17 protein-coding genes are annotated in these 16,474 nt (G+C 36.6%); 4 read left to right on the forward strand and 13 right to left on the reverse strand.

Translation table 11 applies throughout. From position 1 onward, the window contains the following. Positions 1–10: 10 nt before the first annotated feature. From EZ456_RS21800 to EZ456_RS21815, 4 genes are all read right to left on the reverse strand, one after another. A complete protein-coding gene (locus EZ456_RS21800) occupies positions 11–1,075 on the reverse strand; it encodes a PDDEXK nuclease domain-containing protein (RefSeq protein WP_131533817.1) in 1,065 nt (354 codons plus the stop codon). Positions 1,076–1,110: 35 nt separating this feature from the next. After that, positions 1,111–2,190, reverse strand: a complete 1,080-nt coding sequence (gene gcvT, locus EZ456_RS21805; protein ID WP_131533819.1) for a glycine cleavage system aminomethyltransferase GcvT — start codon at positions 2,188–2,190, stop codon at positions 1,111–1,113. Between the two features lie 198 nt (positions 2,191–2,388). Then, positions 2,389–3,591, reverse strand: a complete 1,203-nt coding sequence (locus EZ456_RS21810) for a glycosyltransferase family 4 protein (RefSeq protein WP_131533821.1) — start codon at positions 3,589–3,591, stop codon at positions 2,389–2,391. Positions 3,592–3,613: 22 nt separating this feature from the next. Continuing rightward, positions 3,614–4,222: a ribonuclease HII gene (locus tag EZ456_RS21815; RefSeq protein WP_131533822.1), complete on the reverse strand. Its 609-nt coding sequence runs from the start codon at positions 4,220–4,222 to the stop codon at positions 3,614–3,616. Between the two features lie 112 nt (positions 4,223–4,334). On the opposite strand from EZ456_RS21815, the gene EZ456_RS21820 reads away from it, so the two are divergent. From EZ456_RS21820 to EZ456_RS21835, 4 genes are all read left to right on the forward strand, one after another. Beyond that, on the forward strand, positions 4,335–4,907 hold the full coding sequence (locus tag EZ456_RS21820; RefSeq protein ID WP_131533823.1) for a hypothetical protein: 573 nt from the start codon (positions 4,335–4,337) through the stop codon (positions 4,905–4,907). After that, on the forward strand, positions 4,904–5,245 hold the full coding sequence (locus EZ456_RS21825) for a TfoX/Sxy family protein (protein WP_131533824.1): 342 nt from the start codon (positions 4,904–4,906) through the stop codon (positions 5,243–5,245). Before EZ456_RS21820 ends, EZ456_RS21825 begins: the two co-directional genes overlap by 4 nt. 90 nt (positions 5,246–5,335) lie before the next feature. Then, entirely contained in the window at positions 5,336–5,968 is a 633-nt protein-coding gene (locus EZ456_RS21830) for a prealbumin-like fold domain-containing protein (protein ID WP_131533825.1), read from the forward strand. 97 nt (positions 5,969–6,065) lie between these two features. After that, positions 6,066–6,596, forward strand: coding sequence for a DUF4251 domain-containing protein (locus EZ456_RS21835; RefSeq protein ID WP_131533827.1), 531 nt, complete (start codon positions 6,066–6,068; stop codon positions 6,594–6,596). A 114-nt stretch (positions 6,597–6,710) separates the two neighbouring features. Here the strand turns inward: EZ456_RS21835 and EZ456_RS21840 are convergent, their stop codons facing one another. From EZ456_RS21840 to EZ456_RS21880, 9 genes are all read right to left on the reverse strand, one after another. After that, entirely contained in the window at positions 6,711–7,793 is a 1,083-nt protein-coding gene (locus tag EZ456_RS21840; protein WP_131533829.1) for a glutaminyl-peptide cyclotransferase, read from the reverse strand. Next, entirely contained in the window at positions 7,771–8,136 is a 366-nt protein-coding gene (locus EZ456_RS21845; RefSeq protein WP_131533831.1) for a YraN family protein, read from the reverse strand. Before EZ456_RS21845 ends, EZ456_RS21840 begins: the two co-directional genes overlap by 23 nt. A gap of 250 nt (positions 8,137–8,386) precedes the next feature. Next, positions 8,387–10,363 carry a DNA primase gene (gene dnaG, locus EZ456_RS21850; protein ID WP_131533833.1) on the reverse strand — a complete coding sequence of 659 codons (1,977 nt, stop codon included), beginning with the start codon at positions 10,361–10,363 and terminating at the stop codon, positions 8,387–8,389. 167 nt (positions 10,364–10,530) lie between these two features. Further along, positions 10,531–10,830 carry a GIY-YIG nuclease family protein gene (locus tag EZ456_RS21855; protein ID WP_131533835.1) on the reverse strand — a complete coding sequence of 100 codons (300 nt, stop codon included), beginning with the start codon at positions 10,828–10,830 and terminating at the stop codon, positions 10,531–10,533. A 231-nt stretch (positions 10,831–11,061) separates the two neighbouring features. Then, entirely contained in the window at positions 11,062–11,721 is a 660-nt protein-coding gene (locus EZ456_RS21860) for an SGNH/GDSL hydrolase family protein (RefSeq protein ID WP_131533837.1), read from the reverse strand. A gap of 17 nt (positions 11,722–11,738) precedes the next feature. After that, positions 11,739–13,307 (reverse strand): serine hydrolase, encoded by a 1,569-nt coding sequence (locus EZ456_RS21865; RefSeq protein ID WP_131533839.1) that lies wholly within the window; start codon positions 13,305–13,307, stop codon positions 11,739–11,741. Positions 13,308–13,366: 59 nt separating this feature from the next. Beyond that, complete coding sequence (locus tag EZ456_RS21870) at positions 13,367–14,308, reverse strand: hypothetical protein (RefSeq protein WP_131533841.1); 942 nt, start codon at positions 14,306–14,308, stop codon at positions 13,367–13,369. 114 nt (positions 14,309–14,422) lie between these two features. After that, entirely contained in the window at positions 14,423–15,607 is a 1,185-nt protein-coding gene (locus tag EZ456_RS21875) for a M20 metallopeptidase family protein (protein ID WP_131533843.1), read from the reverse strand. Further along, positions 15,594–16,037, reverse strand: a complete 444-nt coding sequence (locus tag EZ456_RS21880) for an SPOR domain-containing protein (RefSeq protein WP_131533845.1) — start codon at positions 16,035–16,037, stop codon at positions 15,594–15,596. Before EZ456_RS21880 ends, EZ456_RS21875 begins: the two co-directional genes overlap by 14 nt. Positions 16,038–16,474 lie beyond the last annotated feature (437 nt).

The raw sequence follows: 16,474 nt of genomic DNA on the forward strand, positions 1-16,474 counted from the left end.
ATTCGATATTTTATTCATTTATAATTTCTTTTACCTTTTCTTCTAAGAGTTTTTGATCCGGTAAATAAAGTTGATACTTAGATACGAAGATTTTATTGGATAGCCCACCAGTTGCATATTTAACCAAAAATTCATTTTTATCTGCAGCGATGATAATTCCTATCGGATCATTATTGCCTTTGGCATTTTCTTCCTCTTTGAAATAGTTTAGATAAAAATTCATTTGGCCGATATCCTGATGTTTTACCTTTTTTGTTTTTAAATCAATCAATACAAAACATCTGAGTATACGGTGATAAAATACGATATCAACAAACATATGTTCATTATCGACAGTTATTTTAAACTGCCTTGCAACAAATGAGAAACCTTTGCCAAGCTCTAATAGAAATTTCTGGAGATTATCAATAAGTTTTTTCTCTAGTCCTGATTCTTTAATGATACTGCCTGTCGGGATATTTAAGAATTCAAAAACATAAGGATCTCTTATTAGATCATCAGAGCTATTGATTACTTGACCTTTTTCAGCTAAAGTTAGTACGCCTTCTTTATCTTTGCTTAGCGCAAGTCTTTGAAATAGGGCTGAATCAATTTGGCGTTTCATTTCTCTAAAACTCCAATTTTCTTTTATTGTCTGTGCTTCATAAAAGCTTCTGGCAAGTTCATCAGAAATGGTTAAAAGTTCTGCATAATGGCTCCAACTAAGAAAAACGCCAGACGGTGTTTGGCGTTTTGGGAATTCGCCAGACAGTGTCTGGCGAATTAAATCTTCGTCTGCTAAGGGTTGAAATTTGGGATAAACTATGTAAAATAAACGCATAAGCTGCAAACTTGACCGGCTAAATCCCTTGCCAAATTTTAACTTCAAATCTGCAGAAAGTGTTACCAACAATTCCTTACCATACTCGGCTCTCTGTTTGCCGTGTTGTTCAAAATCAACAATATATCTTCCAATTTTCCAATTGGCAATAATCAGTTCAACATTAATTGCTTTTATCGCATTCTGCTTCGCCGTTTGTAAAGTTGACCCAATGTGGTAAAGCAGCTCGCTATATTTATTTTCTTCCAGTTCCATCACTTCAAAAAATATTGCTGCCTTAAACCCAAATCTTATTTATAAAAAGGAAACTTAACCACTTTGGCTTTAATTGGCGTATTGCGGATTAAAATAAAAACTTCAGTTCCTTCTTTAGTGAAATCTTTTGCGATGTAGCCCATACCAATTGCTTTTTGTAAAGAAGGCGCCTGGGTACCAGAAGTTACTTTCCCAATAATATTTCCTTCAGCGTCAGCAATTTCATAATCATGACGCGGAATACCACGATCGATCATTTCGAAACCAACCAATTTCTTTTGAATACCAGCTTCTTTTTGCGCCAATAATGCCTCCGAATTGGTAAAAGATTTAGAAAACTTAGTAATCCAACCTAAACCTGCCTCAATAGGCGAGGTAGTATCATCGATATCATTGCCATATAAACAGAAACCCATTTCTAAACGTAAAGTATCGCGGGCACCTAAACCAATTGGCTGAATGTTGTATGACACACCTGCTTTAAAAATAGCATCCCAAATTTGATCAGCATATTGGTTTTCGAAATAAATCTCGAAACCACCAGCCCCGGTATAACCTGTTGCAGAAATGACTACGTTATCAACACCAGCAAAGGTACCTTTAACGAAAGTGTAATACTCCATTGATGCCAAATCAACATCAGTTAATGTTTGTAAAGCATCTGCTGCTTTTGGCCCTTGAATGGCTAAAAGAGAGGTTTGATCCGAAATATTGTGCATTTCAACGTCTTTCGCGTTGAATTGTTGAATCCAGTTCCAATCTTTTTCGATGTTAGAAGCGTTTACCACTAACATATAAGTTTTATCATCTATCTTGTAAACCAAAAGATCATCTACAATACCACCGTCTTTGTTCGGCAGGCAAGAGTACTGAACTTTTCCATCATATAATTTAGCAGCATCGTTACTGGTTACGCGCTGAATAAGATCTAATGCATTTTCACCTTTAAGAATAAATTCGCCCATGTGGCTTACATCAAAAACACCTACACCATTACGAACAGTTGCATGTTCGGCGTTAATACCTTCGTAAGTAACAGGCATATTGTAACCTGCAAATGGAACCATTTTAGCGCCTAAAGCGATGTGTTTTTCTGTTAATGCGGTGTTTTTCATCCGTAAATTTTATTTTTTATGATAATGAAGCGATTACAATTTATTAAGTCTCAATTATGATGATTTCGTCTTTATTCTTCGTGGGGCAAAACTACTAAGAAAAAGACAAAATTTTGAGGTTAATTTTAAGGAGTTTTTAGACGATTTTTCTACTGATACGTTATGCTGAACTTGTTTCAGCATCTCTATTAAATATACTTACGCACTCACTAATTCTTCGTAAATCTTCAGCATTTTGCTGGAGATTAAATGCACGCCGTGGTCGTTTTCGACTGTTTTACGGGCGTTCTCTCCTATCTCTACCCAACGTTTAGGGTTGATGATGCATTGTAAAATTGATCGGTAAAATTCATCGGCAGAATCAGCAATTAAAATATCATGGCCATGCCTGCAATTAATTCCCTCTGCAGCTGTGGTTGTAGCAATAATGCATTTTTTCATGGCCATGCCTTCAATAATTTTTACCCGCATGCCGGTGCCAGAAATTAAAGGAACAATCATAATCGCTTTGGAGTTCATAAATTCTACCGCATCGAAAACTTCTCCTTCTACGATCAGATTTTCAGAATCGTATTCGAAGAAATGTTTCTGCATGTTTTTCCCTGCAATATAAAAACGAAGGTCTTTATTCAGCTTTTCGATATCGGGCCAAATATCATCCAAAAACCATTCTAATCCTTCCTGATTCGGCCGCCAATCCATCGCGCCTAAATGAAACAGCGTAGGAAAACTGGTTTTGGTTTTATCTACTTTATATTTTTCTAAATCGATGGCTACAGGAAAAACCGACATTGGAATTTCGCAGCCGAACATTAATATACTTTGTCGATCGGGCTCGCTAATGGCAAAAATATGATGGAAACGGTTAATCTGATCGGTCTCATATGCTTTAAGCCGTTGGGCTAAAAAAGCTAAATACTTGCGGCGGATGAGAAATTTCTCTGAATGAGAAAGACGTTCCCACAAGGTAAATTCTATATTATGCGCCCGGTAAATCAGCTTTGCATTACTATTTGCCTTAACCACATCCAGATAGGGCACTACAAAGAGACCTTCGAATTGAATGATATCAAACACATTTTCGCGGAGGAGGTTTTCCAACTGTCGGGCTGCATCTTCGTTATAGTACCTGGAAACATTGTACGATTCGTTGGTGAAAATATTAAAAAATGCCGACCATACATTTACATCGGTATCTAAATCGTAGGTATGGTATTTAATCTGTTCAAAAATAGGATCATAGATGTCTTCAATATCGATCCGTCCCTTTGTTGGATTGAGGCTAAACAAAGTAATATCTGCACCAAGTTGCAGCAAACCTTTAATGGTATTATAAACCACGATAGGATAACCACTATTTGGCGGAAAGGGAACCCGCTTAGTAATCAACAGAATTTTCACAATGTTGTGAAAATACGAAATTTTAGGCGTTTTTTGAAAACAGTTCTAACTGAGGATCGCGCACATTAAAAGTTTTGCGGTGAAAAGGCGATAATCCGATTTCGATCACAACCTTGCGGTGTGCAATTGTTGGGTATCCTTTATTCTGCTGCCAGTTATAATGCGGAAAATCGACGTGTAGATTGGTCATGAATTCATCGCGGTGGGTTTTCGCCAATATAGAAGCCGCAGCAATATTTAAATATTTACCATCCCCCTTAATAATACAGCTGTGCGGAATCTGTGGATAGGTTTTGAAGCGGTTACCATCAATTACCAGGTATTTTGGTTGGGTGTGTAATTTTTCGATCGCCCTGTGCATGGCCAAAAATGAAGCATTTAAAATATTGATCCGGTCTATCTCTTCGTGATCACAAGAGGCTACTGCCCAAGCCAAAGCTTCCTGCTCAATAATGGGCCTTAGCAAAGTCCTTTGTTCGTGAGATAGCTGTTTGGAATCGTTTAGTCCTTCTAGTATAAAACCTTTTGGTAAAATAACCGCCGCTGCAAAAACAGGACCAGCGAGGCAACCTCTTCCAGCTTCATCACACCCGGCCTCTAATAATTCTTCCTGATAACAGTTTAACAACATGTCGCAAATTTAATTAATTTATTTTTTGCTAAAGGGATGTTAAAAGATTAAATTGTTTTAATTAAACACGCATCACCTATACTATATGCTCAGGTTTCTTAATGTAATATGGATGTTATTCCTCAGTCATTCAGTGATTGCGCAGTTTGGCCCTCTAAAAAATCTTTCAATAGAAGAGGAATCAAAATTAATGGAATACAATTCTAAGTGTGTCCACAGAGACAAATATAGTCCTACCCAAAGGAAACTGCTTTATCCATTTAACCAGACAGCACTCATTTCTTTAATATCCTTTCAAGATACAATATCAGAATTTTCAAGCCACTTGCCTGTAAAAAAAGGAATTTTGGATAGCGGAATGGTTAAAGAAGAAATCAAGCTCTCAAAAACAGATATAGACAAACTGACAGACCTACTTTTCAATTATGGTTACAGGTCTAAAAAGTATGGTGTAATTATAGATAGAATGGCATGCTATGATCCACATAATGCCATCTTATTCTTTAACAATGAAAGAAAAGTAATTGCTTATATAGAAATCTGTTTCGATTGCTTAGGCATGAAATTTAGTTCAAAAAAAATAAACACAGGCGAAAATTGTACGGAAAAATTTAGCATGCTTAAAGATTTCTTTACCTCAAAGGGAATCAAATTTGTTTCAATAGACCATACAGATGAATTATGAGAGTTTACAACGAAACCTTGGCACTTCGCGTTGCCGAACGTTTAATACATATACAAGATGTAGAGGAAAAAGAGATGTTCAGTGGGCTTGTTTTCATGGTTAATGGCAAAATGTGTATCGGTGTTTCTAAAAATAGCATGATGGTGAGGCTCGACCCTAATACTTTAGAAAATTTATCTCATAAAGATGGTTGGCAGCAGATGGTTATGGGTAGCAGACCAATGAAGGGTTATGTTTCAGTATCAGAAGATGTTTTAGGACGGAATGATGAACTCGATTTTTGGGTAAACCTTGCTTTAGCTTTTAATCCTTTCGCCAAGGCATCTAAAAAGAAATAATCACTCACACAATCTATTTACCCCACTCCTACTTCAAAAACTAGTAAGAGCCATATTTTTTGATTAATTTTATATTACTAATCAAATATTATGAAAAAAGGGGCTTTTATAGCGGTATTTCTGCTATGTATTTCATTTACCATTCAAGCTCAGGTTAAAAGAACTAGTACATCAACAGAAACTAAAGAAACAAATACGCAACAACTAAGGGCTCAGGCGCCGGAAGGGCATTATTGTGATTATTGTAAATTAAATTACCCAGAATCGCATTTCCCTTGTATTATGAAGTCCATTAAAGGCAAACTAGATGTAGCCACTGGCGAGGTAAGTTTTGTGGCCGGACAACCGATAGGCGGCATTGTGGTAAAAGGTGGTAAAAATCCTGGAGACAACACAATTACACTAGTAACGGGCCAAAACGGAGAAATAGAATTTAACAATGCTAGCGCAGGGAATTATAAATTTATTATATCTGTTCCCTCAACAAATCCAAAATCGCGGGTAGCGGGCACACCGATTGGTGGAATAATTGTTAAAGGTGGTAAAAATCCTGGCGGAAGTTTAATCACTTTAATTACGAATGAAAATGGTGAAATTGAGCTCAATAACCTTGCTGTGGGCATTTATAAATTCACTGCAATGGGGGCTTCTGCAACGGAGAAAAGCAATCCTTTATACAAATCGAGTTATTCGGAAAAGGTAAACCCCTTATATAAAAACTAAAATCTTTAAATTTACATTATGTTCCATTTTTTGGCACTATTATGGAATCTTTCAAGTCTGTGCATCTTTAAATTGTTATACATTTAAAACACACATTATGAAACGTTTAAATTTAATATTCAGCCTTGCATTTCTTTCGCTTGGATTTCAATCTTTTGCCCAAACCAATAAAGAAACTACAGTAAAAATTGTAGCAGATAAAAATTATACTTTTGTTGCTAACACGGCCCTGCCGATGTCGAATAATGACATTAGCAGGGTATTAGCGATGATGCCAGGTAGTCAGGGTGGTTCTTCTATAAACCTGTCGGGTTCGCTATATGATGTTAGGGTTACCAAAGACAGTATTGTTGCTTATCTGCCTTATTATGGAAGATCTTTCTCTGCTCCGATGGATCCTACACAGGGTGGTATTAAATTTACCTCAAAAGATTTTACCTATACCGAAACAAAGAATAAAAAAGGATCATACACTATCCAAATTAATACAAAGGACGTAAAAAGAGAAAATTATCGGTTTACAATCAATATTTCAACCAATGGTTATGCTTCATTAACGGCAAGTAGCATGAATAAACAACCCATTATTTTTAATGGTTATTTAGACGAGCCGAAGAAACAGGATTAGTACGAGAAATCTGGCTCGATAAATCGTCATTTCGAACGGAGTGCAACGCAGCCGAGAAATCTACCTCATAGATCTCTCCGTTTCGCTGCGCTTCAGTCGAGATGACGATCATACTTACTTCTTAACCAGTTCAATCTGAAAAATATGTGGCCATTTTTTTCCCGCTACAAGAAGCCTTTTACTTGCCTTATCGTAAGCAATGCCGTTTAATACATTATTGGCTTTTTCATCTTCGGTTTTAAAGTAATCGGCTGGCAACAGTCCGGATAAATCGATCTTACTTTCTACAGCACCAGTTTCTGGATTGATAATCAGAATGTCATTGGTCGTGTAAACATTTGCATAAATTTTACCATCAATAATTTCAAGTTCATTCAGATTTTGAATTGGTCCTTTATTATCAAAAACATCAATTGAACCAATTTTTTGATAGGTATCTTTATTTAGGAAAAAAATGGTATTAGAACCATCGGTATTAAATACTTTTTGTCCATCAAAAGCCAAACCCCAACCTTCTCTACCGGTAGTGTACGAAAATTCAGATATTTTTTTGAACGTAGCTTTATCATACACAAAGCCAACTTTTTCGCGGTAAGTTAATTGAATAATCTTATTGCCGATTACGGTTATGCCTTCGCCAAAGTATTGCTTATCTAAATCTGCTTTCTGAAGGATCTTGCCTGTAGCCAGTTCTACTTTACGTAAGCTTGAATGGCCATAATCGCCAGCACTTTCGTAAAAAAAGCCATCATGGTATTCTAAACCTTCTACATATGATGAGGTATCATGAGGCAAGGTTTTAATCACTTTATAAGTATATTCTACAGGAGCCTGAGCCGCCAAAACATTAATGTTCGAGGTTAAATCTTCTGACTTTCCGGCACCAAATATTTTGGCTGTTACCAGATGGTTACCCAATTTCAAACCTTCAGTTTTAAGTTTGATGGCCGAAGTATCGGCTTTCGAAATCACTTTTACGGTATCGATCAAGTAAACTACGGAGTCTACTTTTTGCTCGGCTCCAAACTGAACTTTAACGTCAAATTCATTTCCTGACGGCACATTAAGGCCTGTCATTGGGGAAAGAAAGCTACGATAAGTTGTGGTAGAACTGTCTTTACAAGAACTTACAAACGCTAGTGCAAGTCCTATAAATATGAAATTTTTAATGGGGTTAATCTTCAGGCCAAAACGCATCTTCTATATGGTTTAAATTATAATTTTTATTCTTTGTAAATGTAATGGCAATAATATCAAAACGGATATCATTTTGGTGGTTCATTATTTCAATATAGGCATTAGCCGCCAATTCCATTTGTATTTGCTTGGCTTTGTGCACAAATTCTTCAGGTTGGCCAAAAGCAATAGAGCTACGGGATTTAACTTCTACAAAAACCATGATGCCGTTTTTATAAACAATTAAATCTACTTCGGCTTTACCATGTGTCCAGTTTTCATCTAAAACCTCATAACCCTGGTCTTCCAGGTATTGCTTCGCAATACTTTCGCCTGCTTTACCTAAATCATTGTGTAATGCCATAAATGACTAAAACTGGAATTAGATTAAAATTTTCAATATAATGATGTTAGTTTAGTCATTTAAATCTGTCGTCATGCTGAATTTATTTTACAAGTATAAATAGTATTTTCAGTTGCCTTGTAGCTACTACGTGGTCAGCATCTTTCCTGCTATAAAGACCCTGAAATAAATTCAGGGTGACGATACTATTATTCAATGTCTGAAGTAAAGTTACCTATAAAACAAGCCATCATTTCATTAAATCAACTAATTATTCGACTATTATAGCACCCATAAAATCAGCTATGATTTTCTCAATTCGTTTTATATTGGAGTACCTCACCATTAAATCTTCCTGTTTAGAAGAATCTTTCTCAGTTTTCAATTCTGAAAGAATCCCTTGTTTTATCACCTGTATTTTATTTTTTTTAAGATGATAAATTCCTCCAAGGATCGTTTTTTTCAAGTCCATTGATTCATCTTTAACATAGATAAGATGCCTGTTTAACCAATTTTCGCTCAATTGATACTTACTAGTAGATAATGTTATTGCTAGATCAGAAATTTCTCGATCACTATTTTGAGTAAAATCCTTTTCTGTAGGCAAACGCCCTTTTTCAGCCTTTTCCCAATATAATTTAATAATCTTATCATGAAGACTTCTCTTAAATACAACATCAGTAAGGTTTTGTAAGATAAAAGATCCTATGTACAAATCTTCATTCTGATCCCACGTAACCAGCATATGTCCGTAAGCTAGCATTAAACGTAGAATTTCTTTTTCTTGTGGTTCATCATCATCGACAGCTTGCTGTTCTGATGGCCCTACACTATCATCCCATAAATCATCAGGCGGACCAAGTGGCTCAGGCGCCCCTGATGAGTATTGCTTTGGACTTGAAGACGGATTAGCCCGTTGATTACTATCGAAACTTTTCTTAAGTTTAGCTGAGCGCATTTTATTTAACTCGCCAAGTAAGATATGTTCATCAATTTCGAGCAAACTGCTACACTCGCGGATAAAAACCGAGGCTTTAATCTGATCAGGGATTTTAGCAATACTTTCTACAATATCGCGGATAATGCCTGCCCGTTTGATCGGATCGTTGCCCGCATCTTTAAGGAGCACATTCGCTTTGTATAAAATAAAGTCTTTCCTATTTTCCTCGAGATAGGTTTTAAACGCCCCGGCCCCAACATGGTGCATATAAGAATCTGGATCGTGACCATCCGGAAAGGAAACGATTTTCACGTTCAGTCCTTCCTCTAAAATCATATCCAAACCACGTAGTGAAGCTTTAATACCCGCAGCATCACCATCAAATAAAATGGTTATGTTCTGTGTAAAGCGCCCAATCAGTTTAATCTGCTCTACCGTTAAGGAAGTACCCGAAGAGGCTACCACGTTTTCTATGCCGGCCTGATGTACCGAAAGCACATCGGCATACCCTTCTGCCAGGTAACAGTTATCCAAATCGCGGATAGCTTTTTTAGCATGGAATAAACCATAAAGCACATTCGACTTGTGATAAATTTCACTTTCAGGCGAGTTTACGTATTTAGGAACATTTTTATCCGTTTTTAGCGTTCTACCGCCAAAACCAATAATCCTACCAGTAAAGTTATGGATCGGAAACATTACCCGACCACGAAAGCGATCGTAAATTTTGCCGTTATCATTTTTGATCGATAATCCAGTGGCCTCTAAAAACTCTAATTTATGACCTGCGTTGATGGCGCTTTGGGTCATGGCATCCCACACGTCGGGAGAATACCCCACATCGAATTTTTTAAGGATATCTTCTCTAAAGCCTCGCTCTTTAAAATAGCTCAGTCCTATGCCCCTGCCCTCATCCGTCTCCCAAAGCTGTTTTACAAAAAATGCAGCAGCGTATTGCGAAACAATGTAAAGGCTTTCTTTGGCGCTTTGCGCTTCGACATCCTGAGGACTTAATTCGGCTTCCTCAACTTCTATATTGTATTTATTGGCTAAAAACTTAAGTGCTTCTGGATATGAATATTTTTCATGATCCATAATAAAACGCACTGAATCGCCTCCTTTACCACAACCGAAGCACTTGTAAATGCCTTTAGTTACGGATACGTGAAAGGAAGGTGTTTTTTCGCCATGGAAAGGGCAATTACCAATTAAACTGGTTCCGCGTTTTTTTAAGTGCACAAAATCCCCAACTACCTCCTCAATGCGGGCGGTATCCATTATCTTATCTATCGTTTCGCGGTTTATCATATTTCCTTATTGATCGTCATTGCGAGGAGGCACGACGAAGCAATCTTTTATGCTGTTAGTTAATTAACTCATCGTCAAGCAAGAAAGATTGATTCACTCTTCCACACAGTCCCCTTCTTCAGTTCGCAATGACGATATATTTTAATCTACAATGGTGTAACTGACATTTACCATTCTTTCACTATCTCCCATAAATCCCTCCATTCAGGATTCATAGATTCTATTAATTTTATCTTCTTTATTCGACTCCCGCCCTTAATTCTCTTTTCTTCTGTAATTGCTTCTTCTATCGAATTATAAGAACAAAAATAAACAAGTTTATCAGCGTTATATTTAGCAGAAAAAGACTTAGGATAAGTTTTTTCCTTATGTTCTTTTACTCTAAATAGTATATCTGAAGTAACTCCAACATACAATGTAGTGTGAGTAAAATTTGTAATAATGTAAACTGTTCCGCCTCGTTCCATTATCCTCTTTTAAATCTACCTTTAAGCAAGAAAGATGGCTTAACTCCATCACACATTCCCCTTCTTCAGTTCGCAATGACGCAGCAAAGATCGTCATTGCGAGAAGGCTTTTTCAGCCGACGAAGCAATCTTTTTTGCTATTAATTTATTTCAAATTTATTATTACTATACAGGAAAGATTGCTTCACTCCATCGCACAGCCCTTGCTTCAGTTCGCAATGACGAATTGGCTTACTTCACCAAAGGCAATAACTGATCGGCAACCAATTTATTACCTGTTTCGTTTAAGTGTACTCTATCAACGGTTAAAATGCCTTTTTCTTTATCCTCTGGATTGTTTTTCGCCTCATATTCTGCAAAAACTTTCCTCAAATCGCATACAGGAAGATTATTTTTTGTAGCCAGTGTTCTAATCCCTTCAGCATATTTATTCAAATCAGCATCTAACTCATTGGTACCATCCTTTTTCTCACCAACAACCGATGGGGTAACCAATACCACTTTGCTACCTACACCTTGAATTTTATTAATCAACGCCTGGTAGAACTTTAAATATTTATCGTAATCAGTTCCGGTATGGGAAGATTGTTTATGCCAAACATCATTAATGCCTACGTAAATAACCACTAAATCAGGTTTCTTGTTCAGCACATCATCTTCTAAACGCAGGTATAAATCGTAAACTTTGTTTCCTCCTATTCCGGCACCGATTACGTCATATTTAGTAGAATCGAGTGATTTTTTGATCAGGGTTACATATCCATTTTTAGAAAGGCCCTGTTGGGTAATCGAATCGCCAAAGAAGATAATCCGTTTTGGTTTAAATGTCATTGATGTTAGTGCCATTAAGCAAAAGCTTAGTAAAATACTTGTTTTAAATAATGTTTTCATTGTATAATTGGTTAGTATTATTTTTTATCGGCCTTTTTAAAATCCAGATCCTGAAAATCGAAACTAAAATCGGTTAATGGCGAAATGGCCTTTATTTTAAATCCATCAGCCAAAGCATTGTTATCTAAACTAAAATTAACAAAAGCATCGGCATCTAAACTTCTATCATACCATTTTACGATATAGGTATTTCCCTTGTAATAAGTCATATCACCTTTTAATTTTGGAGCATTTTTAGCTTGAAAATGCATCTTGCCATTTGCCTCACTAATGATTACATCGCCAAACCACGCATCTTGAAAAGTGCCATAATAATTTTTAGCATCTGGCTTAGTTACCGACAGTTTTTGTTGTGCTGCAATATCGTTCCAAACTTTGCTCACCATTTCATCAGCCTGCTTTTCATTCCTAAGTCTGTTATCGTTATAGGTTTTAATCCTGTCTTGCCCTTTAATTCCCAGATAACCATCTTTAATCGAATTGGTGATCGAATTAAAAGCAGCACCAGATTGCTGATTGGTTAATACAATAATTCCCAATTTCATCTCTGGAATAATCGTTACCTGTGTTACGATTCCTGATAAACCACCAGTATGCGTGGCTTGAAAATTGCCATTTACATTGCTCAAAAACCAACCTAAACCATAGCTGCTAAAAGCAGCTGGATTACCGCCCGCGATAATGGTTTGTGGTGTCCAAAGTTCTCTTGCTATCGCAGGACTGAATAATTTCTTGTCCAATGCTTCGCCGTATTTCCCACCATTGATCATCGCCATTACCCATTTGCTCATATCGGTTACATTCGAATAAATCCCACCAGCGGCATTCGCAATTTCTCCAAAGCTTAAGCCTACAGGAAGCAGTTTGCCTTCATAAGGTGCGTGACCATCAATTACATTCGATTTATCTTTTAAACGGTACCACGAAGCTGCCGTTTTGGTCATGCCCAAAGGTTTAATAATCCTGCTTTCTATAAAATCTTCATAGGTAATTCCAGAAACCCTTGCTACTACATCGCCTGCAACAATATACATCAGGTTGTCATAATCATATTTGGTGCGGAAAGATGAAACCGGCTTTAAATAACGCAGGTTATGGATCAATTGCTTTTTATTAACTGTTGATGAATCGGGCCAGATCATTAAATCGCCAGCGCCCAAACCTAAACCACTTCGGTGTGTAAGCAAATCGCGAATGGTAAATTCGCTGGTTACATAGGCATCGTACATCTTAAACTCCGGAATTACATCGGTCACTTTTGTATCCCAGGTGATTTTCTTTTCATCAACTAACATCCCCAAAGCAGCTGCGGTGAAAGCCTTTGTGTTTGATGCCACGCCAAAAAGGGTATTTTCATCAACCTTTTTATTGGTTTTAATGGAACTTATCCCATAACCTTTTAGATGGATTATTTTGCCGTCTTTAATTACAGAAACTGCAATTCCAGGAACATTAAAGGTGCTTAATGTTTTTTCTACAACACTATCGATCTGTTTTGACGACAATACTTGTGCATGCACATGAATGCCCAAAAACAATGATAAAGCAAATGATATTTTAAATTTCAACGAAGAAAAGAGTTGCATATTGATCGGTTTAAATAATCGTTTAAAGATAATAAATCTTTTATGCGATAGTCAAATCCTTATTTGCCCTTTTCGAGTTTGTAATCTTTGTGTACGATTAAAAAACTCGCCCGTTCTTCTTTTTTGAAAGGATAATCCCAGTTACCCTGATAAGTAATTTTTGTAGGCAGTTTGTCTTCTCCGAAATAGCCCATTTCTATATTCATCTGCACATCAAAATCGAATAGCATATTGCTGTATTTCATATCGACATAACGGCCCAGAATATTGAAATTTCGTTTATCGAAAATGGTAACCAATTCTTTAATCATGATACCATCTTTTGTCCAGCTACTTAAATCGGGTTTAACTGAAACCTTGAAACGATATACAGGAATAGAATCGAGGTAGGTACCACTGGTGAAACCATAATCGTAATACTGGCGCATATTGGCTGAAAATATTTCGGTTTTGCTACCGATGAAAGGAACTTTTACCGGCCTCCCTGGATTGAAGATCAATGTTTTTAGTTTGTCTTTATAACTTTCGTTTGTCCCACCCTTGCCATCAGCTGCAGGTGCATTGGGTACAAAATCGGTATTGTAGGCATTCATAAAAATGTAATCGAACATTTCTACGGTGTAAAGCTGGTATTTTCCGTTTTTCTTATAAATTTTTCCAGTATCCTGTTTTACAAGATATTCCATCTTGTAAGGACCGCTATTGTTATGGCGGATTTTACGGTAAATTTTTCCATCAACCTTGTTCTTTTTGTCATAACTGTAAATCCTGTTTTCGGCAATGAAAGAATAACGTTTCATATCCCTAAACGACTGATAAAAAGAAGTATCATACATCACCTTTCTGATAAATGTTTCTACATTCAATTTTTCGGCCTTGATATTTACTGTCGAATCGAGCGTAATGGTTTTAATTGTATCAGGATTAAAACGGTTGATTTCCTGGGTAAAACCTTTATAAAAGAGCGACGTTAACAGTAAAAAAAAAAGTACTTTCTTCATGTAAAATGGAATATGTAAAAGGTAAAATGGAAGAGGAACCATGGTAGATGTAAGAAGGGAAATGGAATGAGAATTAACGCTATCATCCATCTTACACATTAACATTTTACGTCTCTAGTTTCCTAGTTGTTTTAAAGCAATGTAAGCCATTAATCCTGTTGATATTTTTAAAGCGTCTTCATCAATATCAAACCTTGGTGTATGTACCGAATATTGCGTGTCTTTTGCTGCATTCCCTGTACCTAAACGATAAAAACATGCATCTGTTACCTGTGAGTAGAAAGAAAAATCTTCGGCCGCCATCCAGATATCTAAATCAACCACATTGTCTTTACCCAAAAATTCTTCAGCAAAAGCTCTTGCATTTGCCGTAAGTTTTTCTTCGTTAATTAAAAACGGATAACCCCTGTGAATATCAAAATCGCAGCTTCCACCCATGCTTTCGGCCATTCCTTCGGCCATTTTTTTCATGCGTTTGTGTGCTTCATCTCTCCAGTTTTCATCTAAGGTTCTAAATGTACCTTCGATTTTTACTTCGTTTGGAATGATGTTAGTTGCTCCATTGGCAATTACTTTACCAAAAGATAAAACTGATGGCAAACGTGGATCGGCATTGCGACTAACAATCTGTTGCAAAGCAATAATGATATGCGAGGCAATTAAAACCGGATCGATATTTTGATGAGGCTGTGCGCCATGACCGCCTTTTCCGGTTACGGTAACATACAACTCATCAGTTGAAGCCATGTAAATACCTGAACGGAAACCTACTTTACCGCTTTCGATCAATGGCATTACATGTTGACCAACGATATAATTAGGTTTAGGATTTTCGAGCACACCTTCTTTGATCATGATGCTTGCTCCGCCCGGCAACAATTCTTCAGCAGGTTGGAAGATCAATTTAATGGTTCCTCCGAATCCATCTTTCATTTGGTTTAGGATATTGGCAGTACCTAAAAGTGAAGAGGTGTGTACATCATGTCCGCAGGCATGCATTACACCATGGTTTTTAGAACGATAAGGCTTATCATTGGTTTCGTGGATAGGTAAAGCATCCATATCGGCACGTAAAGCGATTACTTTATCAGACGGCAGGTTGCCCTTAATTAAACCTACCACACCTGTATTGGCACAGTCGGTATATTCAATTCCCCATTTTTTTAATTTATCCTTGATGAACAATGAAGTTTCGAATTCTTTGTAAGACAATTCAGGATTGGCATGGATATGTTGACGATAGCCTACTACTTCATTAAAAATGTTAGCGGCCAGTTCTTGTATTTTATTTTTGATCATTACTTGTTGTGGTATCTAAACTTGGTGCATTAATTTTCTCCCTAAAAATAAATAGGGTTGGGAAATTTGGTCTAAGCTCATTTATGAGGCGCTGCGCTTCCAGTCTTGTTCTAAAATCGCCAACCCGAACATAATAGTTGGGTTCTTTATAAACGAGGTAAGTATTGAATTTAGGATAAAGACCTTTAAACCTGGCTTGTTCGCTAAAAACTTCGCGCCGGTCTGATCCATAAAAAATCTGTACCCGGTAACCGTAGGCAGAAACAATCGGTTTTCCAGGTTTTACCTCGCCAGAAGTTTTATAAACTTCCAAGCGTTTGGCAATTAAACTATCAATTAAAGGATCTTTTATAACTGTTACCTCTCCTTTTTGTGCAAAAGCATTGGTAAAAAGGAATAAACAGCATATAAAAGTTAATATTATTTTCATGTGTAAAAAACCTAGGCATTTAGTGAATAGATGAATAAAATATCATCTCATTTCTTCTTAACAACAAGAATGCCGAAATCGTTGCAAAAATCGGCATTCTTTATGGGTTAAGCAAATAGTTTAGTCGGCGGTTATTTCAAGACGATCGTCCTTTAGATTTGTTTTGATATATTATTTAAGAAAATCTAATATTTATTTTACTTAGCTTAATTATCAGATTACCTAAAGCGGTAGCGGCACATTAATATTTCGTCAAGGTTTTTATACCTATAGCATGATGCAATCCGCTACCGTTTTTTCCCTTAGTGACCAGATAACAATTAGGGCAATACCCATTATTAAGGACTAGGATCGATGGGGTAAAAATTAGGTAACTATTACAAACATAAAAAATAACAGGATGATTGTCTCTACAAATTTTTTTATTGGGATTGATG

Origin of the sequence: Pedobacter psychrodurus (assembly GCF_004331735.1) — a bacterium.
In the GTDB taxonomy this organism is placed as follows: Bacteria; Bacteroidota; Bacteroidia; order Sphingobacteriales; family Sphingobacteriaceae; genus Pedobacter; species Pedobacter psychrodurus.